Genomic DNA, 24,938 nt, shown 5'->3' with positions numbered 1-24,938 from the left:
TTATTGCAGGGGGCCAAATACAAACACAAAACCGCCTGCGCAGAAATACGCAGACGGTTCATGGTTTATATCAATATTATACGCACGCCGTTATGCCTTGGCGACCTCTTCGGTCTCGCTGCCTTTTTTGCTCTTCACATAGCTCTTGGCACTGTTGACCACAATGGTCAAGCCCAGTACAATCAGCAGCACGGCGATGATCAGCTGCAAACCGTTGGCAATAAACACAGCGCCCCAGCTGGTCTGTCCGGCAGGGATCTCCACTGCGGCAGCCTGCTGAATGGCCTTGATCATGGCGATCAGCCGCTGCACCAATGCAGTAAAGGTAACGCACAGCATAATGATCATAGGCGGGAACAGGATCTTGTTCTTTCTGCCTGTAACCTTCAGGAACACGCACAGCGTAATCAGCACCAGTGCGCTGAGCAACTGGTTGGCAGAGCCAAACAGAGGCCAAATCTGCTGGTAGCCCACCTTGGTGAGCACATAGCCGCAAAACAGGGTGATGATGGTAGCAAAATACGGATTGCACACCACCTTGCGCCACAGAGCTGCGTGCTGCATATCGTCTACGCTGAAGATCTCCTGGAAAGACATTTTACCGATCCGCGCCACAGCGTCCAGCGTGGTCAGCGCCAAAGCGGACACACACATGGTCATAAACACGGTGGCTACCTGTACCGGCACGCCCATTTTCTCAAAGAACCCGGCAACGCCGCGGGAGAAGATCTGGAACGGAGTGCCCTCGGCAGCCACGCCGTTCTTGGCGGCGGCACCGGCCACGCACAGCGCCAGTACAGCCAGCACGCTCTCCAAAATCATGGCGCCGTAGCCCACTTTCAGCATATCCTTCTCATTGGCGATGGTCTTAGACGAAGTGCCGGAGGACACCAGGCTATGGAACCCGGACACAGCGCCGCAGGCCACGGTCACAAACAGAATGGGGAACATGGTGCCCAGCTTCTCGTTATTAAACCCGGTAAAGGCAGGCAGCTCCATGGTGGGGTGGCCGATGACCAAACCGATGATGGCACCGGCGATCATGCACACAAACATAATGGTGGTCATATAGTCCCGAGGCTGCTTCATCAGCCAAATGGGCATAATGGCCGCCAGGAAAATATAAGCGAACACCACGGCAGCCCATTGGGTCTTGCCCATGATGATGGGCACTTTAATGCCGACGGCAAAGGACGCAACAATAAAGACAACGCCCACAACAAACTCTTTCCACCCGGTCAGGTTCCACTTCTTCTGGATCAGGCCGAACACCACGGCAAACACCATAAACATAATAGACACCATACCGGCGGAGCCGTTGACCCCGGCAGTCGGCAGCTTTTGCAGAGTCTCCGCATCAAAGGCAGAGAATGTGCCGGTAACCATATCCGCAAATACGGCGATGATCAGCACGGAGAACAGCCAGCAAAAGATGGTAAACAATTTGCGGCCCAGCTTGCCGATGTACTTTTCAATGAGCATACCCATGCTCTTGCCCTCGTTCTTCACAGAAGCGTACAGGGCACCGAAGTCCGTAACGGCGCCGAAGAAAACGCCGCCGATCAGGATCCACAGCAGCACCGGCACCCAACCAAAGACCGCCGCCTGAATGGCGCCGGTAACCGGGCCTGCACCTGCGATAGAGGAAAATTGATGGCTGAACACCGTCCAGCCGTTGGTCGGTACAAAGTCTTTGCCGTCGTTGTACTTCACTGCGGGGGTCTCTGCCTTGGGATCAATACCCCAGGACTTGGCAATATGGCGACCATACAGCACATAGCCCGCACCTAACACAACAATGGCAATCAGTACAATAACCAATGTGTTCATTTGAAAGACTCCTTTCATTCTTCTTTTCCCAGTCAAATACAAAAAACAAAAAACCTTCGTCCCGGCACAGCCAATGCTGCTGTGCAAAGACGAAGGTAAAAATCAGAAACCCGCGCGTTACCACTCTGCTTGCCGGCAAAGCTGCCGACCGCTCATGCGCTGCCCGCCAAGGCGGATAGCACGCTCCGATAACGGGGAGTACCGGCACCGATTACGAAGCCCGAGGGCCGCTCACAGGTGCTGCTTGCAGGGGATAACGAGGACCGCGCCTTGCTGCCGTCTTCCACAACCGGCGGCTTTCTGTAAGCGGTGATGCGGTTCGTCCTGTCCTGTTCGTTGCATTTGACTGTTGAATTTACACTACCAATATAGCACTTTTGCGCCATTTGTCAACACCGCCGGAACAAAAAAATGCCCAAAATCGCAATAACGGACAGGGGTTGGAAAACGCAGTGTACAATAACGCAGTTTCCTAAATTGTATTGTCTTGAAAATATTGCCAATTTGTGGTATAATAATATTGAGATTTTATATCCGTCAAACAACAAAAAAGAGGAGTGTTGATTATGGATTTTAGTGATTATCAAGGCAGAGAAATATTGGCATGGATGACATATAACGAAAACTATGCTTATGAAAACACAAAATGCTATATTTCTCCGCGATGTTTTTTTGATAACGGTGAACCAATCCGTTCCGACGACTTTCCAGACAACGGTGCAATCCTCGCTAACTTTAAGAATACAGAAGTATCTGAATTTTTTAGGCATTCTAATGAGCCCGTATTGATCAAAATGAGGAAAGACTTAGACGAGTCAAGGTGCAAAAACACCCACTATGAGCCTGGCCGTGGTAAATCAAAGTATTTCATTTCTTTTGATCCATACTGGCACGGTGATTCTTATTTTACTTGTAGTGAATTTGAGGGAAAAGATTTTTACCAAATCATCGACACTAATCAAGATTCTTACATAAGAAGAGAACTGCCTAAGCATATTCTGCTTTATGCCAGACAAGTTCTCCTTCGCGTTGACAACAATTTATATGGACCTTATGAGTGCACAGGGGATAGGAAGCTTGCCGGAGTAGAAAAATTCCAATACATTGTTGGTGAGTATGATACAAGAGAATACAATGACCAAATGTACATTGTGGAAGAAAACACGAATTGCGTTTTTCTAAAGCAGGATGCGCTACCCTCTCCCTTTGAATGTGCGCACCATGAAGATGCCATAGACAAGAAAACACTGCTATCACAATTCAAAGCCACTCTTAGCAGCGAAAAGAAATATTCTCGATCTGAGCTAAGAAGAATCGTTGATGACATGTCTCAGTACATTCCAAACAACGAAAACGGTATAGATTCCGCTACCCAGGCTAAACGCAACAAGAGAATCCAGGAATGGATCTTGAAAATGGCCAAGGAAGATGACAGTGATCGAGCAAGTATCGAAGATTTACTATTGCGTGTTTTCCAATACGCAAATGAAGATGACCAATTTCGTGACATTTTGCATGAACAAATTAGACATTTGCCACAACGGCAAGCAACAGACGAAGCCGACCCAATAGGCCGTGACATTCAACAATACGAAGAAATAATAACCGATTTACAAAATCAGCTTGAAGAGTCAAAAGCTGAATGCAGCGACCTAACTGCTGCCGTAAACCAGAACACTCCACAATCTGAATTGGAAGAAATTCGGCACGAAATTGACAAATTAAACAAAGAAATAGCTGAAAAGAAAGTACAAGCAGATGAATGGAAACAGAAAGAAAAAGAAGAACATGATGCTTATGATCGCAGAGTACAGGACAACAAGCAAGTTGAAGAAACATTCAATAAGACAATAACTGAATTTGAGAGTAAAGCAGAAGCAGCGCTGGCTGCCAAAGTTTTAGACAAAGAACTGATGAATAAACTACTGCGCAGTATTGGTGAAGAGCCACTAGACAATACCGCTCAAAATCTTTGCTTGCCGGTAATACAGTATTTGGAAACACCAAAAACGCAAAAGGAAAAGCAAGACGAAATCATTGCCACTGTACAAGACTATTTGCAAAATGCCCATCGAGAAGCAGAATGGAATGATGTGGCGAACTACTTGATTTGCACTACACAAGGGTTCATTACCACTTTTGCCGGCGAACCCGGAACCGGAAAGACTTCTCTTTGTACCCTCTTAGCCAAAGCGCTAGGACTGGCGGGGACGGAAAGCAGTAGCTCTCGTTTTGTAGACATCTCTGTAGAGCGGGGATGGACCTCTGTCAAAGACTTTATTGGCTACTATAATCCATTGTCCAAACGCACGATCGCCAGCAACGAGCGTGTGCTCCATGCCTTTGAACAAATGAATTATGAATGTCGGAAAAAACCAAATGTCATTGCACCCTATCTTCTGCTTTTAGATGAAGCGAATTTGAGTCCGATCGAACATTACTGGGCGCCATTCTTCAAAAGCTGCGATTTTGATTCCGCAGCCAATCGTTCCATTAGTTTGGGTGGGAAAACAATTTATCAGTTACCTGAGCATCTGCGTTTTTTGGCTACAGTCAATTTTGACCATTCCACAGAGGAATTGTCCCCAAGATTTCTAGATCGCAGTTGGGTGATTACCTTAAATCCAGATGATATTGATGCGTCTTATAGTAAAACACCGCCAAACGCAGATCATGCAATTTCATTTAGCGATCTCACATCTGCTTTTGCCTCCGATAACGAAAGCCAAGAAAACGCGCAAATCTGGACCAAATGGGAAGATGTAAAGCGTATTTTTAAGGGCTTCAACTCGCCCATTATGCCACGAAGTCAGCGAATGGTAACACAGTATCTGCGCGTCGCCGAGCAATGCATGGACACTACAACTGCTCGAACAAGCTTGGCACCAATAGATTATGCAATCGCACAAAAAATTCTGCCCACAATTAATGGATATGGTGAATCATATAAAAATTTGATAGAAGAACTCAGAAAACAAGTTGCTATCAATGAAAATTCTATGCCGCTGACTTACAATCACTTAGAGCGTATGAAGAAAGCGGCAGATGAAAACATGGATTTCTACCAGTTCTTTGCAAAATAACGGGAAAGGTGGCCGATTTCCTTGAAAGTCAAGCTATTATGTGCTGACAACACAAGTATCGATTTAGAGCTTAGTGAACAATTACCGGATACAGCCTCCGTCGATTTTGCTGATTGTTCGTGTGTAAAGGAAAATGGGTGGTACGGAATTGAACTGACAGATTTTTCCGAGCCAATCATTAAAATATCGCTGTGTGTAAATGAAAATGAAATTGTCCCTGAAAGCTCTGGAGAAACTGAAATAAATAGCCACAAAATTATATTTTTCAATCACAAGAGAAAGCAAACGTTTTTACTACTTTATGACTTAGCTTATCTCTCCTTTGAAATTACTTTCACAAATGGCTCAACCGCAACCTATTTTACACCCTATCTGTTGTGTTTCAGTAAAAGCGAAGAAGATAAGGAAAATATCGACAGTATTGTAAAAACACTTCTGCAACAGGATTTTTCGCCGTCCGAACAACTAATTTTTCCACCGCAAAAAGACGAAAAATATGGTCTATTCAGAGGACAATGGCATAAGTGTGATTACAGATCGCTCTGTTCTTATGTTCAACTCGTCGGAAGAATCACCAAGGTTCTCCAAGAAGATTTGCCCTTCTTCCGCCATTCCGCTAAACATAAGATCCTGCACACAAACACGCAGGTGTCCTACGAAAAAGCGACCCATATCAATACGGACAGTTTTAACTGGCTTATGCAAAATGCAGATCAGCTGTATCCTGTGCAACAACAAACCGGAATTCAATACGATCAGCAGTTTTATCTGCCTTGTCAAATCCAGTCTGAAGTCAGTAAAAAATCCTTTGATGTGTACGAAAATCGAGTGCTTCTGTGCTTTATTCGTGCGGTATTGAAAAAAAGCCAAGATACTCTAGACAAATTTAGAAGAAACATTGATCAGGAAAGGCAAGATTGCGCAGCAATCAAAATACCTGCCGGTTATACCTCCTGCATACTTCTCATCAAAAACCAACACATCACTCTTTCACAAGAATGGTGTAGAAAACTGGAAGATTATCAAAAAAAATTAGAACAGCTGTACCGTCAATATGCCGCTTTTTTTGAAATCAAAGCAGATGAGGTGTCCCCTTTGCGCCGCCAACCCAGAATGACCAAGCTGTTCCAGGAGGTGAAAACCTATCGAGACATTTATAGTCTTACTGTAAAGTGGTTCAAGTTCGGAGAAATCGCCATTGAGCAAGATGATCTACTTCTACGGATCAAGACCTTGGACAAGCTGTTTGAATACTACTGCCTACTGCGTTTGCTTGATATGTTGATCAAGCATGAATTCAAGGAATATCAGCCCAGCAATCGTTTCCCCTACTCTTTGGCAAACAAGAATCTATACTCGAATGAAATAGATGTCCCGAACACATACTATCTACGCAAAGATAATATTTCAATCACATTCTATTATCAGCCCGTTGTTAGTAGCAAAGGCTTTGAGAATGGCTTATCTCTATTTCGAACAAATTCCGAAAGTTCTCACTGGACTCCCGACTTCATTCTTCAGCTGTCTCAAGCAGGAAACACAAAGCGAACATATATTATCTTAGACGCAAAATTCTCTGACTATAAACACATCACCAAGAATTATCTTGATGAGATTATTCGGAAATATGAGAGTAACGCTGCCGCAGCCAATGATGACGAGATCAAAATGATTTGCGCACTGCAAGGACGAGTAGATGAAACCGATCGATACAATCGTGAATGGTACACACCACAGAAAACCAAACTGTTATCCCAAGGCTATACCGTACCGGTCATTCACGGTATTCACCCAATGAACACGCGTTATCCGGATATCGACGACTTGCTCTGGGAACAAATTCAAAAGTGCGTACCATATCTGTAAAAAAGCGCCACTCGTTGACCGAGTGGCGCTCATTTTGATTTTCGTTTACAACTGATCCGCCAAGGAGAAAATCAGGTCCCGGGTCTTGTCCCAACCCAGACAGGGGTCGGTGATGGACTTGCCGTAAATGCCGTCCTCCCACTTTTGGGCGCCGTCCTCAATGTAAGACTCAATCATAAAGCCCTTCACCAGCCGGCGAATATCCGCCGAGTGGCGCATGGAGTGAAGCACCTCATTGGCAATACGCACCTGTTGCAGGTACTGCTTGGAGGAATTGGAGTGGTTGGTGTCAATAAGCACCGCCGGGTTGGCAATGCCGCTCTCCACATACAGATCGTGGAGAATACGCAAATTCTCGTAATGATAATTGGCGTGGTTGATGCCGTGGCGGTCCACACTGCCCCGCAAAATGGCGTGGGACAAGGGGTTGCCCTGGCTCTCTACCTCCCAGCCGCGATAAATAAAGGAATGGTCGCCGTGGGCGGCCTTAATGGCATTGATCATCACAGACAGATCCCCGCTCATGGGATTCTTCATACCCACAGGAATATCCAGTCCACTGGAGATCAGCCGGTGCTCCTGGTTCTCTACGCTGCGGGCACCGACGGCCACATAGCTCAGCAGGTCGCTTAAATACCGGTGATTCTCCGGGTACAGCATCTCGTCTGCACAAGACAGCCCGGTCTCCTGCAAGGCACGCAGGTGAATATGGCGAATGGCGCGAATACCCTCGTACATATCCGGCTTTTTACCCGGGTCCGGCTGGTGGAGCATACCCTTATACCCGGCGCCGGTGGTGCGGGGCTTGCCGGTATAAATGCGGGGAACGATCAAGATTTTGTCCGCCACCTGCTTTTGCACCTCTGCCAGGCGGTGGATATAGTCAATCACCGCATCCTCCCGATCCGCCGAGCAAGGGCCGATCACCAACAGCAGCTTGTCGCTCTCGCTGCGGATAATGGCGGCGATCTCCTGATCCCGCTTGTCCTTGTAGGCAGCCAGCTCCGGAGTCAGGGGCATCTCTTTTTTCAGCTCCTGAGGAATGGGCAGCTTGCGAATAAAGTGCATATGATCCATTTTATCAAAATTCTGCATGGGCTTTACCTGATTTCTATACTGTGATGCCTATTATATTATACTGCCCGGAATCACTTGTCAAGAAAGCGCTTTAAATTACCACAACAGTGGAATACCGGGGGAATTGTAAATTTTGGCCTGCTGCCCTTGACCCGCTCCCTGCTTTGTATTACTATTAAAAGGATCATTTACAGGTAAAGCGGAGCAAAGCATGGCAAACGAACGAAAAAAACCTGCAAAAAAGAATACCCGCAGTCGATCAACCTCACGGCGGACAAGCACCCGTAAAAAAGCCACCCGCAAAAAGCCCACCGGCACCGCCCGGCGCAAGGGGCGGCGCAAAACCAACGGCCAATCTCTGTTTGCCAACCGGTGGGTGCAGGCGGCGCTGGCGCTGGTGATCGTGGGTGCGCTGGCTGCCACCGTGCTGGCACTGGGGAACCGCCATCAGCGGGTAACCTATGACTTTGGCACCGACGCCCCCTTTGTGGAGGGGGTAGACATCTCCGAGCACAACGGCACCGTGGACTGGACTACCCTGGCAAAAAGCGCCAAATTTGCCTTTATCCGGGTAGGCTATCGAGGCTACAACGACGGTGCGCTCCATGCAGACAAAATGGCAAAAGAGAACTTAAAAGCTGCCCGCAAGGCCGGGGTACCGGTGGGTGTATATTTCTTCTCTCAAGCCACCACGGAGAAAGAAGCCCAAGAGGAAGCCCGCTTTGTGCTGGAAGCCGTGCGCTTTGCCAAAGTGGAGCTGCCGCTGATCATAGACTATGAATACGGCTACAACGCCGCCGGAGAGCACGCCGGTCGGCTGTATGACGCCAATGTGAGCAAAAAGGACACCACCCGGCTGCTCACCGCCTTTTGTGACACCGTAACCGCCGACGGCTACACCGCCGGGGTGTACGCCAACTCACACTTTTACATTTCTAAATTCGACGCCGCCTCCCTGCCCAAGGGCACTCTGCGCTGGGTGGCGGACTACAACAGTGCCGTCACCTACACCGGGGATTTTGATATTTGGCAATATTCCAAAACCGGTAAGATCAAAGGCAACGGCAGCAAGTACATTGACCTAAACCGCTGGTATCTGGGAGGTTCCTAATGCAAAAAGCAAAAAAACGATTGTTTTCTGTCACCGCCGTACTGCTGGCGGTGCTGGTGGCCTTAACGGCGCTGCTGCCTACGGCGGGCGCAGCCCAAGCCGCCACCATGAGATCCAAATACACCGGCAAAAGCTACACCCACAACGCCCGATTTAACAAGCTGGAGGTGCTAAACGGTGTAGACATTTCCGCTTGGCAAGAAAAGGTGAACTGGAAAAAGATAAAGAACGACGGCATTGACTTTGCCATTCTACGCGCCGGGTACGGCAAGAACGCCAGCCAGGAGGACGCCTACTTTGCCACCAACTTTAAGAACGCCACTGCCGCCGGGCTGCCGGTGGGTATTTACTGGTATTCTTATGCCAAGAGCGTGGCGGATGTGGAAAAAGAGGCGCGCCTGTGCCTGCAAGTGCTGGGCAGCCGCACCCTGGATCTGCCGGTGTTTTATGACTTAGAGGAGAGCAGCCAGCTGAACAAGGGCAAGGCCTTTTGCACCCAGCTGGTAGAGCACTTTTGCAGCATCATTGCCGCTGCCGGGCACACCCCGGGGCTGTATATGAGCCGCAGCCCACTGCTGGACTACATTGAGAAGGAAACCCGGGGCCGCTACGCCCTATGGGTGGCGGAATACGGCTCCAAAACCTGCAAGTACGACGGCGATTACCTGATGTGGCAGTACGCAGACAACGGCAAAGTGGCCGGGGTCAACGGCCACACGGATATGGACTTTCTGTATGGCAATAAAAACAGTTTGCCCGGCTCTGCCACCCTGCTGAAAAGCAAGACCTACACCGGCAAAGCCATCACGCCCGCCCCCACCGTCACCGGCGAGGACGGCCAACCGCTGAAAGCGGACAAGGATTACACCCTGACCTATATCAATAACAAAGCGGTGGGCATGGCCACCATTACCGCCCAGGGGCTGGGTACTTACACCGGGCGGCGGTGGTACTATCGCTTTAAGATTCTGCCTGCCAAGGTCACCGGTCTGACCCTGGAGAGCCGCAGCAAAACACGGCTCACCTACATTTGGAACGCCACCCCCGGCGCCAACGCCTACTTGGTGAAGGTCATCAACCGCACCACCGGCAAAGGCTTTGACAAGGCAGTAAGCACCACCCGAGTGGATCTGACCGATTTAACAGACACCCAGCTGTACGAGGTGCAGGTGGCGGCTTATCGGGGCAACACCGCTTACCGGGGTCCCTATTCCAAGGTGAACGCCAAGCACGCCCTGCCGGGCACCGTCACCGGGCTGAAAACGCAAAAGACCGCCACCGGCTCCATTACCCTGGAGTGGAACAAAAAGCCCGGCGCCGACGGCTATGTGGTGTACCAATATATTGCCGCCAAGAAGCAGACAAAGCGCTTGGCCACCACCACCGCCCGCAGCTTTGTGTTCAAGGGCAGCGGCGCCAAGCCGGGCACCAAATACTACTTTTATGTGGCGCCCTACACGGTAGACTCCAAGACCAAGGAAGGCGCCAAGGGCACCCAACTGGCGACCACCACCCGCCCCACTGCCACCAAATGCACCGCCGCCAAATCCGCCAAAAAGCAGCAGATTACCGTGCACTGGAACAAAGTGAAATGCAACGGCTACGCAGTGCAATACTCCACCAAGAAGAACTTTTCCGGCGACAAAAAGACCCTGTATGTAAGCAGCGGCAAGGCCACCGGAAATATTAAAACCGCCAAGGGCGGCCGCACCTATTATGTGCGCCTGCGCCCCTACACTACCGTAGGCAACACCCGCTACTACGGCAGCTACACCGCTGCTCGCGCCGTGCGGGTCAAGTGAGCACAATAGAAAAATAAGCACAAAGCACCGTTCCAACGAACGGTGCTTTTTTGTGTTGTTGTGATTTGCGCGGGCGGTTTGGCGCAATACGGCGGGCGGATACTATCCGCCCCTACGGTCAACCGGTTACAATAGCGTCTTCGTAGGGGCGGCAATCTGCCGCCCGCACTGCGATACAGGCTGACGGATCGGCGGTGCGATACTGCACTCGCTACGAAAAGTCCCCCGGACTGTTTCTCCCAAATGCTAACGCATTTGGAGCCTCGTGTCTCTTGCACTGCGTGCAATTCACTCATCGCACCCTACAAGATTATCATTTACAAAAATGTAGGGCCGGATGCCCACATCCGGCCGCTTGTGCCCGATTTCATCAAGGCCTTGCGTTCTATCTTATTCCCCCCCGCCGTGCGGCCAAGGCGAATTTGGACCGGTACGCCCCGGCGGCGCCAGTTTGGCGACAAGATCAAGCCGACAGTACGCACCGATCCCCGCCTCCGCGCCCTGCGATAAGGCACATTCATCTACAAAAAGGAGCAATCCAACAATGGAATTGCTCCTTTTTTCCTGTTATATTATGTATTACCGAAAGCGCGCCTTTTCAGCCGCGCAGGCGGGCGTACAAATGGAGAAAATCCTGCTCCACCCGATCAAAGGGCAGCTGCGTCCAATCCGGGGTGCGTTGCAAGGGCGGGGCATTCGTGGGGATCACCTCGCCGGTAAAATGCAAAAATTCCGCCGACAGCATGGCGTTGTCGATCTCCGTGACCGTCTGCCATTGCACCGGAGTAGGCCGAGCCTCTACCAAGGTGTCAAACAGCAGCGCCAGCAGCCGTTCCTCTGCCCGGACGAATTCCGGCAGCCGGGCCTTCACCGGCCGGGTCACATCGCTCATATACGCCTCTGCGCCGTCATGGAGCAGGCAAAACAGTGCCGTTTGGTTCGCTTCACCCCGCACCAGCGCCTCTCGGGCGCAAGCCAAAGAGTGCTGCCCAACGGAGTAAAATGCCGGGAAATGGCCGTTGGCGCGGGTCATCAAAGACTGGGCGTGGGCAATATCCCGCACATCCAGATCCGCCGCCACCGCGTGGTACGGGTCAAAATGCCGCCCGGTATAGGTAGAAATCGGTTTGTACATACCGTCGCCTCCGGTTAAGTTTCTATTGTGTAGTAAAGGGGATCTGCCCCATGGGTACAAGGGCAGCGCCCTGTCTTAGGACAAGGAACCGTTCCCTGTTCATTCCATATCCGGAATTTGCCAGATTTCACCCTCCAGATCATCATAATCGTACTGTAGATATGTTCCGCGAGCTTCAGAGCGGTATTTATACGGTATATCATGATCGTTGCACCATTTCATCAAGGTAATTGCTTTATCTTGATTCAACCTATATTGCTCAGTAAATGACAAACCATTTCGATCAATAAACACACGATAGCGAAAATACACATCTTCTTCATCCTTAGCCGCATTAAAAAACTCGGTTACCTGCGGATTGTTCAAAGCCCGCATTAAATCTTTGTATCGAGATTCTGGAATAAAATGAGGAAATGGGATAATATCCGGATTATCATCATACATATCGCACGGACCTCTGTGATCGATCATCTTGAAGTGTTTCATGTCGAACCAATAGTGCTGCTGATTCGCTTCTTGCGCATCTAAGCTGTAGGAGCAGTACCTGTAGTATTTGTTAATGTTTAATCTTTTCATAGTAGGTTCCCTTTCTATTGTACGGCGGTGGGCTTGCTCCTGCTGCAACACCCGACGCAACCGCCCGCTGCAAATCATTATAACACAAGAAAGCACCGCTGGAAAGCTGAATTTTGGTGAACATTGACAAAAGTGGAAATTCCGCTTGATTATTTGGCAAAAGCGGTATAAAATAAAGACTGCAATACAAGGGCGCATAGCGCCCGGGTAAATTCAAATATTTTTCGGAGGTAATTCCAAATGGTAAGAGTTGCTATCAATGGTTTCGGCCGTATCGGCCGTCTGGCTTTCCGTCAGATGTTCGGCGCAGAAGGCTATGAAGTGGTTGCTATCAACGACCTGACTTCTCCCAAAATGCTGGCTCACCTGCTGAAGTACGATTCTTCTCAGGGCAAGTACGCACTGGCTGACACCGTGTCCGCTACCGATGACTCCATCATCGTAGACGGCAAAGAGATCAAGATTTATGCAAAGGCTGACGCTTCTGAGCTGCCCTGGGGCGAGCTGAAGGTAGACGTAGTGCTGGAGTGCACCGGTTTCTACACTTCCAAGGAGAAGGCTTCTGCTCACATTAAGGCCGGTGCCCGCAAGGTTGTTATTTCTGCTCCCGCAGGCAACGATCTGCCCACCATCGTATACAATGTAAACCACGAGACCCTGAAGGCTGAGGACACCGTGATCTCCGCCGCTTCCTGCACCACCAACTGCCTGGCTCCCATGGCAAAGGCCCTGAACGACTTTGCTCCCATCCAGAGCGGTATTATGTGCACCATCCACGCTTACACCGGCGACCAGATGACTCTGGACGGCCCGCAGAGAAAGGGCGACCTGCGTCGTTCTCGTGCTGCTGCCGTGAACATCGTTCCCAACAGCACCGGTGCTGCTAAGGCTATTGGCCTGGTTATCCCCGAGCTGAACGGCAAGCTGATCGGCTCTGCACAGCGTGTTCCCACCCCCACCGGTTCCACCACCATCCTGACCGCTGTCATCAAGACCGACAAGGAAGTGACCGTTGAGGCCATCAACGCTGCTATGAAGGCTGAGACTACCGAGTCCTTCGGTTACAACACCGACGAGATCGTATCCTCCGACATCGTGGGTATGCGTTACGGTTCTCTGTTCGATGCTACCCAGACCATGGTGCTGAAGGTTGCTGACGACACCTATGAGGTTCAGGTTGTTTCTTGGTATGATAACGAGAACTCCTACACCTCTCAGATGGTTCGCACCATCAAATACTTCTCCGAGTTGGGCTAATCCCTCTCGATACTGAGAAAACCAAAGACCGACAGGTTCGCCTGCCGGTCTTTTTTTACACGCTGACAGACCAAGAGAAAGCGAGATAAATTTCGTATTTTGCGAGCGGGTGCCGTTAATATCACTCGCTACGAAACAGTCCACCGGACTGTTTCTCCCAAATGCTAACACATTTGGAGCCTCGTGTCTCTTGCGCTACGCGCAATTCACTCCCCCGAGCAAAAGACGAAAAGCGCCAAAAGCGGCTTGAACTCGATGTTCAAGCCGCTTTTTTCAAATCAATGGTAACAACAAATGTCAGCGGCAGGAGCAAGCCCCTGCCCTACGAATGGAATACTTCATTTTTTAACCGGCGCGGTTTAGCCGCTTTATCGACGGTCTGATCACCGAAAGATTATGGCAAACAGTTCCTCAATCCGCTCCGTTTGACCGGTTAGGTACAGGTAGCCGAACAGTGCCTCCACCCCGGTGGCGCAGTGGTACTCGCCAACAGTGGCGCTCTTAGGCTGGTGGCCGGTCTTGGCATTGCGCCCCCGCTTAAACACCGCCAGTTCTTCCTCTGTCAGCAGCGGCTCCATTCGGGCAAAGGCCGCCGTTTGGGCCTTGGCGCTGACGAACTTCACGCTCTCCCGGTGCAGGTCGTTCACCGGCCGATTGGCCAGCGCCACCAGGTGGCAGCGCACCTGCATCTCATACACGCAGTCGCCGATAAAGGCCAAATTCAGCGGGCTTAGCTGCCGCGGATCTGTGTTCAACACTTCCATACTTGCTCCTTACGGAATGTACTCAAACTCAATATCATACAGGCTGACAATATCGCCCTCCTGGATCCCCCGCTGCCGCAGCGCCTCAAACACGCCGCTCTTCTCCAGCACCCGCTGCATGTATTGCAGCGCCTCGTAGTCCTCCACATCAATGCCCTTAAGCACTTTGGGAAACCAGGGAGCCTCTACCAGGTAGTAGCCCGGCTCCGGATTGGTGATGGTAAAGCCGGTACTGTTTTGCACCAGCAGCTCCGTGGGGATCTCCTCCGGCTCGTACTCCTTCACCGGGGGCAGCGTTTGCAGCCGGTTCCACACTGCGTTCATCAATTCCCGGGTGCCCTCCTGAATGGGCGCGCAAATGGAATAGTAGTCGTAGCCCTTGGCCTCTACATAGGCTTTTAGCCGTTCAATTTGCTCCGGCTCCGCCATGTCGATTTTATTGCCCGCCACAATCTGGGGCGCTTTGGCCAGCTCCGGGTTGAACTTCTCCAGCTCTCGGTTGATGGCGTCAAAATCCTCGATCGGGTCTCGTCCCTCGTGACCGCTTACATCCACCAGGTGCACCAGCAGCCGGCAGCGCTCCACATGGCGCAAAAAGTCATGACCCAGGCCCACGCCGTCTGACGCGCCCTCGATCAACCCGGGAATATCCGCCAGCACAAAGCTGTTGCCCGCGCCCATGGACACCACGCCCAAATTGGGCACCAGGGTGGTAAAGTGGTAGTCGCCGATTTTGGGCTTGGCCTGGCTGACCACGGAGATCAGGCTGCTTTTGCCCACGCTGGGAAAACCGATCAGCCCCACATCCGCAATGAGCTTCAGCTCCAGGCTGACCTCCCACTCCTCGCCGGGCACGCCGGGCTTGGCAAAGCGAGGCACCTGCCGGGTGGGGGTGGCAAAGTGCATATTGCCCCAACCGCCCTTGCCGCCCTTGGCTGCAATAAACCGCTCTGTCTTGCTCATATCCGCCATGACGGCGCCGCTTTGCACCTCGCGGATCACCGTGCCCCGGGGCACGCGAATTTCCAGATCCTGACCCTTACGGCCGTACTGCCGACCGCCACGACCCGGCTCGCCGTTCTGGGCCGCATATTTCCGTTTGTAACGAAAGTCTGCCAGGGTAGCCAAATTATCGTCTACTACAAAGACCACATCGCCGCCCTTGCCGCCGTCACCGCCGTCCGGGCCGCCGGCAGCCACATACTTCTCTCGATGAAAGGCCACTGCACCGGCGCCGCCGTCGCCGCCTTTGATTTTGATTTTCGCAATATCTGCAAACACAGGGTATCCCTTCCTTTCTGTGTTGTTTTTTCAATAGTACCATAAAAACGCGGGAATTACAACAAAAGTTCGTGGAAAATGCCGCCGCCCGCTCCCTTGCGCCCCGCCGGGGACTATGATAAAATAAGAGTGTACAAAAAAGAGAACAGCAAGACCCTAAGAAGGAGGTTCCACGATGAACATTTGGCATGACATCAGCCCCAAGCGGATCCGCAAAGACCGCTTTTACGCCGTAATTGAAATTCAAAAAGGCGGCAAAAACAAGTACGAATTGGACAAGGAGACCGGTATGCTCAAGCTGGACCGGGTGCTCTTTACCTCTACCCACTATCCGGCCAACTACGGCTTTATCCCCCGCACCTACGCCAGCGACAAGGACCCGCTGGATGTGCTGGTACTGTGCAGCGAGCAAATTCAGCCCATGACCATCGTGGAGTGCGCCCCCATTGGCGTACTGATGATGGAGGACGGCGGCGCCAAGGACGAAAAGATCATCGCCGTGCCGGTAAACGACCCCAACTACAACTGCTACACCAACATTGACCAGCTGCCCGCCCACTATTTTGAGGAGATCAAGCACTTTTTTGAGGTGTATAAGACCCTGGAAGTGAGCAAGAGCACCTCCGTGCTGGAAGTGGATGACCGGGCAAAGGCGGAAGAAATCATCCAGTCCTGCATGGATGAGTATATCCGCAAATTCCAAATGTAATCCAAACACCCATAAAAACCGCGGTGCCCTTATAGAAAAGGGCACCGTTTTTGTTTTTATAATCGGTTAACCATGGGAGCGGTTCGTATCCGCCTGCGCATTTCCCGCTGCGGCTTTCCGCTTCTTCCCAAACACCAAGCACAGCACCAGCAGCAAGGGAAAGACGATCCCCGCCAAAATCCCTCGGCGCATATTGCCGTCACACACCCGGGTAACCATACCCGCCAGGGTGGGTCCAGCGCTGCACCCCAGGTCACCGGCCAGAGCAAACAGGGCAAACATCACCGTGCCGCCCTTGGGAATGGCGGCAGCGCCTTTGCTAAAGGTGCCCGGCCACAGAATACCCACCGAAAAGCCGCACACGGCGCAGCCCACCAGCGCCAGCCGTGGATCCGGAACCAACGCGATTGCCAAATACGCTGCCACACACAGCAGGCTGCTGCCCAGCATGCACTTCTCCAAATGCAGCTTGTGACCCCACTTGCCGTAAATCAGCCGTGCGGCACCCATCAGCGCCGCAAAAGCCATGGGACCTGCCAGGTCACCTACGGTTTTGGTGACCCCCAGCCCCGCCTCCGCAAAGGCGGACGCCCACTGGCTAACGGTATTCTCCGCCGCACCGGCGCCCAGCATCATCAGCATGAGCAGCCAAAACACCTTGTTGCGGCACAGTTCCTTTAAGGTCAGACCCGCGCCGCCCTCCGGGTTCAACGGATAAATCGGCGCGGTGGCAAAAAGCACGCCGTTTAAGATGGGCACCGCCGCCCACACCAGCGCCAGCGCTTTCCAGTTGGCGATACCAAAGACGGAAAAGAACAGGGTGGACAGCAGCACCACACCCATCTGCCCCCAGCAATAGAACGAATGGAGCAGGCTCATGGCGGAGGCTTTGTTATCCGTTGGGCAGGCCTCTAAAATGGGGCTGACCAGCACCTCCAACAGCCCGCCGCCCAGCGCGTACACCACCACTGCCAGCAAAATACCCACAAACGGATCGGCAGTACGATCCGGCAAAATCGTCAGCAAGATCAGCCCGGCAGCTGCAAAGCCGTGGGCCAGCAGAACAGACGCCCGGTAGCCAATCCGGTCAATGAACCCGGCAGACAGCAGATCTACACACAGCTGGATGAGAAAATTCACAGTGATCAGCAGGGTAATCTTTTGCAGCGGCACCTGGTAGTCGGTCTGGAAGGTGACAAACAGCAGGGGCACAAAGTTGTTTACAATGGCCTGCACAATATAGCCGATAAAGCAGGCATACATGGTCTTTTGATAGGGCTTTTTCATCTTTTTTCTCCTTGACAAGCAGCGCACTGCCGGTAGAAATCCAGTGTATTATAGCACGGCAACGGGGCTGCTGCAAGTGGCCGTTGACAAAGGACCGTTTCTTTGCTTATAATGAAGAAAAATACACGGAGGTGCCCCCTATGGCAATGAAAGACAGAATGCATACCGGTGCGCTGTACCTGCCCGGCGATGATGAAATTATGGACCGGCAGCGGCTGTGCCTGGACCGTCTGTATGAATTCAACCACACACGACCCTCAGAAACAGACAAGCGCCAGGCCCTGATGAAAGAGATGTTTGCCGAACTGGGCGAGAACTGCTATATTGAGCCCCCGTTTTATTCTAACTTCGGCGGCGCCCATGTGCATTTGGGCAACCATGTGTACTGCAACTTTGCCGTTACCATGGTGGACGACACCCATATTTATATCGGCGACAACACCATGATCGCCCCCAATGTGACCATCGCCACCGCCGGCCATCCGGTGCTGCCGGAGCTGCGGGAGTACGACTACCAATACAATATGCCGGTGCACATTGGCCGTACCTGCTGGATCGGCGCCGGAGCAGTCATCCTGCCCGGGGTCACCGTCGGCGACAATACGGTCATCGGCGCCGGGTCCGTCGTTACCAAAGACATTCCCGCCAATGTAGTGGCGGTGGGCAACCCCTGCCGGGTGCTGCGCCCCATCAGTGATCGGGACAAGAAATACTACTTTCGGAATCACCCCATTGACCATGCCCAAATCGCTCAGGATTTGGAGAAAAACAAATAAGCACAAAACAAACCCCGCAGGCTGCCGAAACGGTCGCTTGCGGGGCGATTTTCTGTATGTTTAGTCGTTGTCCAGCAGAGATTTGTAAAATTCGCAGTAATCCGTGCGGTGCTGGGCGGTAAAGTTCATGGCCTCCCGGGGATGACGGTTCAGTTGGCCAGTGAACATATATTGCAGGTCAAAGCCCCACTGCACCCCGGACTCCCGCAGGGGGATCATATACTTTTCAATAAAAATCAGCAGGCTGTACAAGCTGTACTTGGGGTTCTTTAAGAAGCCCAGCAGCAGCTCCATAGCGCAGTTGCCGGCGCCCCGACCCATACCCATGGCGGTGGCGTCCAGGTAGGACACACCGTAGGACAGGGTCTCAATGGTATTGGCAAAGGCCAAGTTCTGGTTGTTGTGGGCGTGGAAGCCTACCTGTTTGCCGGCAGCAGTGGCCGCTTCTAAGTACCGCTGGGCCAGCACACCGGCATTCTCCGGGTACAGAGAGCCGTAGCTGTCTACCAGATAGATCACATCCACCGAGGAGTTGCACAGCATCTCCAGCGCCTCGCCCACCTGGCCGGAACCGGCCTGGCTGATGGCCATAATATTGCAGGTGGTCTCGTACCCCAGGTCATGGAAATACTCGATCATCTCAATGGCGGCCGGGATCTGATGAATGTAGCAGGCCACGCGCACCATGTCGATGACGCTCTCGCTTTTTGGCAGAAAGTCCGTTTTAAAATCGCAGCGGCCTACATCTGCCATCACGGAAATCTTCATATCGCTTACATTTTCGCCAACAATGGCACGAATGTCCTCTTCCTTGCAGAACTTCCACTTGCCAAAATCCGCCTCGTTGAAAAGGGTGCGGCTGGCCTTATACCCAAACTCCATATAGTCCACGCCGCTTTTGATATTGGTTTTATACAGTTCCCGCACAAATTCGTCGCTGAAGTCAAAGTTGTTGCACAGTCCGCCGTCGCGAATGGTGGCGTCCAGCACCTTAATGTCGGTGCGCACGCCCATTAAATTGCCTTTTCTGGGGGTCATGGTTGGTTACTCCTGTTCCTGTTATCATTTTGTACTTGGCACTTTAGCGCTTTAAAGCCCATTAGTGCTTAGGTCGTATTATAACACCACTCGCGCCCCTTGTCAACGGCAAAAGCCAAAAGAAAAGCAAAAAAATGCAGCGCGCCCGCAAAACAAGAAACCGTCCCCTGTTCGACGATGAAAAGCAACAACAAAAAAAGGACAGTCCGAGGACTGTCCTTTTTGTTATGGATTTATAAGGAGAACTTATGCGTTCTTCTCAGCGATAGCAGCCTGTGCAGCGGCCAGACGCGCGATCGGCACACGGAACGGAGAGCAGGACACATAGTCCAGACCGATCTGGTGGCAGAACTCTACGGAGCTGGGGTCGCCGCCGTGCTCACCGCAGATACCGCAGTGCAGCTGGGGACGGGTAGCTTTACCGTTCTTCACAGCCATCTGCATCAGCTGGCCAACGCCGTCACGATCCAGCTTGGCGAAGGGATCGTTCTCAAAGATCTTGGCGTCATAGTAAGCGTTCAGGAACTTACCGGCGTCATCACGGCTGAAGCCGTAGGTCATCTGAGTCAGGTCGTTGGTGCCGAAGCAGAAGAACTCTGCTTCCTTAGCGATCTCGCCGGCAGTCAGAGCTGCGCGGGGGATCTCAATCATGGTGCCCACTTCATACTTCATATCGCTGCCGGCAGCCTTGATTTCTGCATCAGCGGTAGCAACCACGATGTCCTTTACATACTTCAGTTCCTTGGCATCGCAAGACAGGGGGATCATGATCTCCGGAGCCACGGTCCAATCCGGATGTGCCTTCTGTACATTGATGGCAGCGCGGATCACGGCCTTGGTCTGCATCTTAGCGATCTCAGGATAAGTCACAGCCAGACGCAGGCCACGGTGACCCATCATCGGGTTGAACTCATGCAGAGAAGCAATGATGGCCTTAATCTGCTCAACGCTCTTGCCCTGTGCCTTAGCCAGCTTCTCAATATCTTCTTCCTCAGTGGGAACGAACTCATGCAGCGGGGGATCCAGGAAACGGATGGTTACCGGGCAGCCCTCCAGCGCCTCATACAGCTTCTCAAAGTCGCCCTGCTGATACGGCAGGATCTTCTCCAGAGCAGCCTCGCGCTCCTCAACGGTGTCAGAGCAGATCATCTCACGGAAAGCAGCAATTCTGTCTTCCTCAAAGAACATATGCTCGGTACGGCACAGACCGATACCCTCAGCGCCCAGCTCACGAGCCTTCTTAGCGTCTGCAGGGGTGTCTGCGTTGGTGCGTACTTTCAGTACACGGAACTTATCGGCCCAGCCCATGATACGACCGAAGTCGCCGGAAATGGTTGCGTCCTGGGTCGCAATAATGCCGTCATAAATATTACCGGTGGAACCGTCAATGGAGATGTAGTCGCCCTCGTGATAGGTCTTGCCTGCCAGAGTGAACTGCTTGTTGGCCTCGTCCATTACAATGTCGCCGCAGCCGGATACGCAGCAGGTACCCATACCACGAGCAACAACGGCAGCGTGAGAAGTCATACCGCCGCGAACGGTCAGGATGCCCTGAGAAGCCTTCATGCCGGTGATGTCCTCGGGAGAAGTCTCCAGACGAACCAGAACCACCTTCTCGCCTCTCTCGTTCCACTCCACAGCGTCATCAGCGGTGAACACAACTTTACCGCAAGCAGCGCCGGGAGAAGCGCCCAGGCCCTTACCGGCCGGGGTAGCAGCCTTAATGGCGGCAGCGTCAAACTGCGGGTGCAGCAGGGTGTCCAGGTTACGGGGATCAATCATAGCAACGGCTTCTTCTTCCGTTCTCATGCCCTCGTCTACCAGATCGCAAGCGATCTTCAGAGCAGCCTGAGCGGTACGCTTACCGTTACGGGTCTGCAGCATGAACAGCTTACCGTGCTCCACGGTGAACTCCATGTCCTGCATATCTCTGTAATGGTTCTCCAAAGTCTGGCAAACCTGGGTGAACTGTGCAAAAGCCTCGGGGAACTTCTGCTCCATCTCCTGAATGTGCATAGGTGTACGCACACCGGCCACTACGTCCTCGCCCTGGGCGTTGGTCAGGAACTCACCGAAGAGGCCCTTGGCGCCGGTAGCGGGGTCACGGGTAAAGGCAACGCCGGTGCCGCAGTCATCGCCCATGTTACCAAAGGCCATGGACTGCACGTTAACGGCAGTACCCCAAGAATACGGAATGTCGTTGTCACGACGATATACATTTGCGCGGGGGTTGTCCCAAGAACGGAACACAGCCTTGATGGCGCCCATCAGCTGCTCCTTAGGATCCGTGGGGAAGTCCTCGCCGATCTTGGCCTTGTACTCGGCCTTGAACTGAGAAGCCAGCTCCTTCAGATCGTCAGCGTCCAGCTCCACATCCTGGGTAACGCCCTTTTTGGTCTTCATCTCATCGATGAGCTCCTCAAAGTACTTCTTACCCACTTCCATAACCACGTCGGAATACATCTGGATAAATCTTCTGTAGCAGTCCCAAGCCCAACGGGGATTACCGGACTGGGTAGCGATGGTGTCCACAACATCCTCGTTCAGACCCAGGTTCAGGATGGTGTCCATCATGCCGGGCATGGAAGCTCTTGCGCCGGAGCGAACGGATACCAGCAGCGGATTCTGCTTGTCACCGAACTTCTTGCCGGTGATCTCTTCCATCTTTACGATATACTGGTTGATCTCATCCATGATCTCAGGATTGATCTCGCGGCCGTCCTCATAATACTGGGTGCAGGCCTCAGTCGTGATGGTGAAGCCCTGGGGCACCGGCAGGCCGATGTTGGTCATCTCGGCCAGGTTAGCACCCTTACCGCCGAGAAGTTCTCTCATGTTTGCATTACCCTCAGAGAAGAGGTAGCAATACTTTTTTGCCATTGAGAATACCTCCAAAAAATAGTTTGTAATATACCCGCAAATTTACACTGCGTCAGTATAATGCGGTAAAATTATAGCACAGCAGGGACTAAAATACAAATACTTTTTCTTATTTTTTTATTATTTTATACGCTTTCTGTCAAATAGACTTGCAAAGCGCCGCCGATTGTTGCATAATGAAAGCACAAATCAAAGAATATCCGGTTTGGAAAGGAACGATAGACCTATGAAATGTGCAATTATTTTAGCCGGGGGCAAAGGCACCCGGATGAAGGCGGACTGCCCCAAAGTGATGTGCAAGGTGCTGATGAAGCCCATGATCGACTATGTGGTTTCTGCCGTAAAGAGCGCCGGGTGTGCGGCCATCTGCGTAATCACCGGCTACCGGCATACGGAGGTGGAGGACCACCTGCGAAATCTGGATCCAACCATTGAGACCGCCCTGCAAGAGCCCCAGCTGGGCACCGGCCACGCGGTCATGTGCGCCCGGGATTTTATTGAGCGCCACCGGGGAGACGATATTTTGGTTCTGAACGGCGACGGTCCGCTGCTGGACGAGCCTACCATTAACGGTGCCTACGCTTTGCACAAAAGCGAGGGCAACGCCATCACCCTCATCAGCGCCTTGGTGGAGGACACCAACGGGATCGGCCACATTAAGCGCAGCGCCGACGGTAAGCTCCAGTGCATTGTGGAGCACAAAGACGCCACCGAGGAAGAAAAAAAGATCAACGAGAGCAACGCCGGGTGCTACTGGTTTATGGGCGACAAGCTGCTGTACGCCCTGGATCGGATTACCAATCAAAACGCCCAGAATGAGTACTACCTGACCGACAGCCTTTCCATTCTGCTGGGCGCCGGCAACGGCGCCAACGCCTATGTAGTCGAGAACAGCGATGTGGTACTGGGTGCCAACGACCGCGCCCAGCTGCATATTCTCAACGAAATCCTGCGCCACAAGATCATGCACCAATGGATGGTAGACGGGGTGGACATTCCCTGCACCGACGGTGTGATGATCGCCGACACGGTACAGATCGGCACCGGCACCACCATTCTGCCCGGCACCATCCTGCTGGGGAACACCACCATCGGCAAGGACTGCCTGATCGGGCCGAACACCTATATTATGGACGGCACCGTGGGCAACGGGGTAACCCTGGACAATGTGAAGCTGACGGACAGTACCGTGGAGGACGGCGCGGACGCAGGCCCCTTTGTACAAATCCGGGGTGGCAGCGTGCTGCACACCGGTGTGCACATCGGCGACTTTGTGGAAGTGAAGAACAGTACCGTAGGCGCCGGCACCAAAAGCGCCCACCTGACCTACATTGGCGACAGCGATGTTGGGGCCGGGGTGAACTTTGGCTGCGGCACGGTAACGGTCAACTATGACGGCAAAAACAAGAGACGCTGCAAGATCGGCGACGGCGCCTTTATCGGTTGCAACACCAACCTGGTGGCACCGGTAGAAGTGGGCGACCGGGCATACATTGCCGCCGGTTCCACCATTACGGACGATATTCCCGGCGACGCCCTGTCCATTGCCCGTGCCCGCCAGGTAAACAAGCCCGGCTGGGTCACGGTGAAGAAGCCTTATAAAGAAAAGAAGTAAAATGGTTATGAAACGCATTTGCACCTGCTTGCTGGCGGCAGCACTGGTGGTGGGCGCCTTTACCGGGTGCGCCGCCAAGCCCGCTGCCGGCACAGACACCACAACCAAACAGGAAACCACTACGGAAACCACCACCGTCACCACCACGGAGAACACCAAAACCACTTTCCGGGAGAGCTATACCTCTACCATTTATCCGGCGCTCCACCGCAAAAGCGGCAGCGGGTACAGCCATGAGCTAGCCAGCTACACCACTTACTACGACGCCAAGAACGAGACCCGCACTGCCAACATTACCGCCTCTATTCGCAAGCTGAACAATCTGGTAATCCCTGCGGGGCGCACCTTCAGCTTTAACCAAACGGTGGGCAAGCGCACGGTGCTGGCCGGGTACGCCACTGCCAAGGTGGTGCAGGACGGCGAGTTTGTAGACGGCCTGGGCGGCGGGGTATGCCAGGTGAGCAGCACCATTTTTGAGTGCATTCTCCGCGCCAATTTACAGGTGGTCAGCCGGGCGCCCCACTCGCTGGAGATTAGCTATGTACCCCTGGGCGGGGACGCTACCGTCCAGTGGAACACCACGGACTTTCAGTTTAAGAACACCAGCGGCACGGACATTCGGCTGCAAATGACCGCCAAGAACGGCACCCTCACCTGCAAGGTAATGGGGCAAAAGAATGTAAAGCCCAAGGATGTAAAGATCAACATTAAAAAAACCGGCAAGCAGTATGTACTCACCCGCACCGTCGGCGGCAAGGTGAATTACACCACCTATTCCACCTACGCCAAGCCCAAGAAAAGTCAGTGAATGAACAGAATGTAAAAGCCGCCGCACCACATGGGTACGGCGG

The 24,938-nt window shown here is 52.5% G+C and carries 18 protein-coding genes; 9 read left to right on the top strand and 9 right to left on the bottom strand.

Annotated features, from left to right (window positions below; translation table 11 throughout):
- Positions 1 to 90: 90 nt before the first annotated feature.
- Positions 91 to 1,830, bottom strand: a complete 1,740-nt coding sequence (locus OGM59_09295; protein ID UYI90878.1) for a carbon starvation protein A — start codon at positions 1,828 to 1,830, stop codon at positions 91 to 93.
- Positions 1,831 to 2,396: 566 nt separating this feature from the next.
- Here OGM59_09295 and OGM59_09290 point away from each other — a divergent pair.
- Positions 2,397 to 4,913, top strand: coding sequence for an AAA family ATPase (locus OGM59_09290; GenBank protein ID UYI90877.1), 2,517 nt, complete (start codon positions 2,397 to 2,399; stop codon positions 4,911 to 4,913).
- A gap of 21 nt (positions 4,914 to 4,934) precedes the next feature.
- Positions 4,935 to 6,779, top strand: coding sequence for a DUF2357 domain-containing protein (locus OGM59_09285; protein UYI90876.1), 1,845 nt, complete (start codon positions 4,935 to 4,937; stop codon positions 6,777 to 6,779).
- 45 nt (positions 6,780 to 6,824) lie between these two features.
- Here the strand turns inward: OGM59_09285 and OGM59_09280 are convergent, their stop codons facing one another.
- On the bottom strand, positions 6,825 to 7,847 hold the full coding sequence (locus OGM59_09280; GenBank protein UYI91775.1) for a 3-deoxy-7-phosphoheptulonate synthase: 1,023 nt from the start codon (positions 7,845 to 7,847) through the stop codon (positions 6,825 to 6,827).
- Positions 7,848 to 8,067: 220 nt separating this feature from the next.
- Here OGM59_09280 and OGM59_09275 point away from each other — a divergent pair, with 220 nt between their 5' ends.
- Both OGM59_09275 and OGM59_09270 read left to right on the top strand, forming a co-directional pair.
- Entirely contained in the window at positions 8,068 to 8,967 is a 900-nt protein-coding gene (locus OGM59_09275) for a GH25 family lysozyme (protein ID UYI90875.1), read from the top strand.
- Complete coding sequence (locus OGM59_09270; protein UYI90874.1) at positions 8,967 to 10,769, top strand: GH25 family lysozyme; 1,803 nt, start codon at positions 8,967 to 8,969, stop codon at positions 10,767 to 10,769. Before OGM59_09275 ends, OGM59_09270 begins: the two co-directional genes overlap by 1 nt.
- A 598-nt stretch (positions 10,770 to 11,367) precedes the next feature.
- Here OGM59_09270 and OGM59_09265 read toward each other — a convergent pair.
- Positions 11,368 to 11,904, bottom strand: a complete 537-nt coding sequence (locus OGM59_09265; GenBank protein ID UYI90873.1) for a phosphohydrolase — start codon at positions 11,902 to 11,904, stop codon at positions 11,368 to 11,370.
- Between the two features lie 99 nt (positions 11,905 to 12,003).
- Positions 12,004 to 12,480: a hypothetical protein gene (locus tag OGM59_09260; GenBank protein ID UYI90872.1), complete on the bottom strand. Its 477-nt coding sequence runs from the start codon at positions 12,478 to 12,480 to the stop codon at positions 12,004 to 12,006.
- A gap of 240 nt (positions 12,481 to 12,720) precedes the next feature.
- On the opposite strand from OGM59_09260, the gene gap reads away from it, so the two are divergent.
- Positions 12,721 to 13,737 (top strand): type I glyceraldehyde-3-phosphate dehydrogenase, encoded by a 1,017-nt coding sequence (gene gap / locus OGM59_09255; protein ID UYI90871.1) that lies wholly within the window; start codon positions 12,721 to 12,723, stop codon positions 13,735 to 13,737.
- Positions 13,738 to 14,120: 383 nt separating this feature from the next.
- Here gap and OGM59_09250 read toward each other — a convergent pair whose 3' ends face one another.
- Positions 14,121 to 14,501: a ribonuclease III gene (locus OGM59_09250; GenBank protein UYI90870.1), complete on the bottom strand. Its 381-nt coding sequence runs from the start codon at positions 14,499 to 14,501 to the stop codon at positions 14,121 to 14,123.
- A 9-nt stretch (positions 14,502 to 14,510) separates the two neighbouring features.
- The gene (obgE, locus tag OGM59_09245) at positions 14,511 to 15,782 is read right to left on the bottom strand and encodes a GTPase ObgE (protein ID UYI90869.1); all 1,272 of its coding nucleotides are present in this window, start codon (positions 15,780 to 15,782) and stop codon (positions 14,511 to 14,513) included.
- A gap of 175 nt (positions 15,783 to 15,957) precedes the next feature.
- Here obgE and OGM59_09240 point away from each other — a divergent pair, with 175 nt between their 5' ends.
- Positions 15,958 to 16,491: an inorganic diphosphatase gene (locus tag OGM59_09240; protein UYI90868.1), complete on the top strand. Its 534-nt coding sequence runs from the start codon at positions 15,958 to 15,960 to the stop codon at positions 16,489 to 16,491.
- A gap of 66 nt (positions 16,492 to 16,557) precedes the next feature.
- Here the strand turns inward: OGM59_09240 and OGM59_09235 are convergent, their stop codons facing one another.
- On the bottom strand, positions 16,558 to 17,778 hold the full coding sequence (locus OGM59_09235; GenBank protein UYI90867.1) for an MFS transporter: 1,221 nt from the start codon (positions 17,776 to 17,778) through the stop codon (positions 16,558 to 16,560).
- Positions 17,779 to 17,918: 140 nt separating this feature from the next.
- On the opposite strand from OGM59_09235, the gene OGM59_09230 reads away from it, so the two are divergent.
- A complete protein-coding gene (locus OGM59_09230; protein UYI90866.1) occupies positions 17,919 to 18,554 on the top strand; it encodes a sugar O-acetyltransferase in 636 nt (211 codons plus the stop codon).
- A gap of 60 nt (positions 18,555 to 18,614) precedes the next feature.
- Here the strand turns inward: OGM59_09230 and OGM59_09225 are convergent, their stop codons facing one another.
- Positions 18,615 to 19,592, bottom strand: coding sequence for an aldolase catalytic domain-containing protein (locus OGM59_09225; GenBank protein ID UYI90865.1), 978 nt, complete (start codon positions 19,590 to 19,592; stop codon positions 18,615 to 18,617).
- A gap of 246 nt (positions 19,593 to 19,838) precedes the next feature.
- Positions 19,839 to 22,472 carry a pyruvate, phosphate dikinase gene (gene ppdK / locus OGM59_09220; protein ID UYI90864.1) on the bottom strand — a complete coding sequence of 878 codons (2,634 nt, stop codon included), beginning with the start codon at positions 22,470 to 22,472 and terminating at the stop codon, positions 19,839 to 19,841.
- 226 nt (positions 22,473 to 22,698) lie between these two features.
- Here ppdK and glmU point away from each other — a divergent pair, with 226 nt between their 5' ends.
- Positions 22,699 to 24,087 (top strand): bifunctional UDP-N-acetylglucosamine diphosphorylase/glucosamine-1-phosphate N-acetyltransferase GlmU, encoded by a 1,389-nt coding sequence (gene glmU, locus OGM59_09215; GenBank protein UYI90863.1) that lies wholly within the window; start codon positions 22,699 to 22,701, stop codon positions 24,085 to 24,087.
- Positions 24,088 to 24,094: 7 nt separating this feature from the next.
- Complete coding sequence (locus OGM59_09210; protein UYI90862.1) at positions 24,095 to 24,895, top strand: VanW family protein; 801 nt, start codon at positions 24,095 to 24,097, stop codon at positions 24,893 to 24,895.
- Positions 24,896 to 24,938 lie beyond the last annotated feature (43 nt).

Source organism: Oscillospiraceae bacterium, assembly GCA_025757685.1.
GTDB lineage: Bacteria > Bacillota > Clostridia > Oscillospirales > Acutalibacteraceae > CAG-217.
The sequence above is the reverse complement of the archived record's forward strand: the minus strand, read 5'-3'. Positions and strand labels throughout refer to the sequence as shown.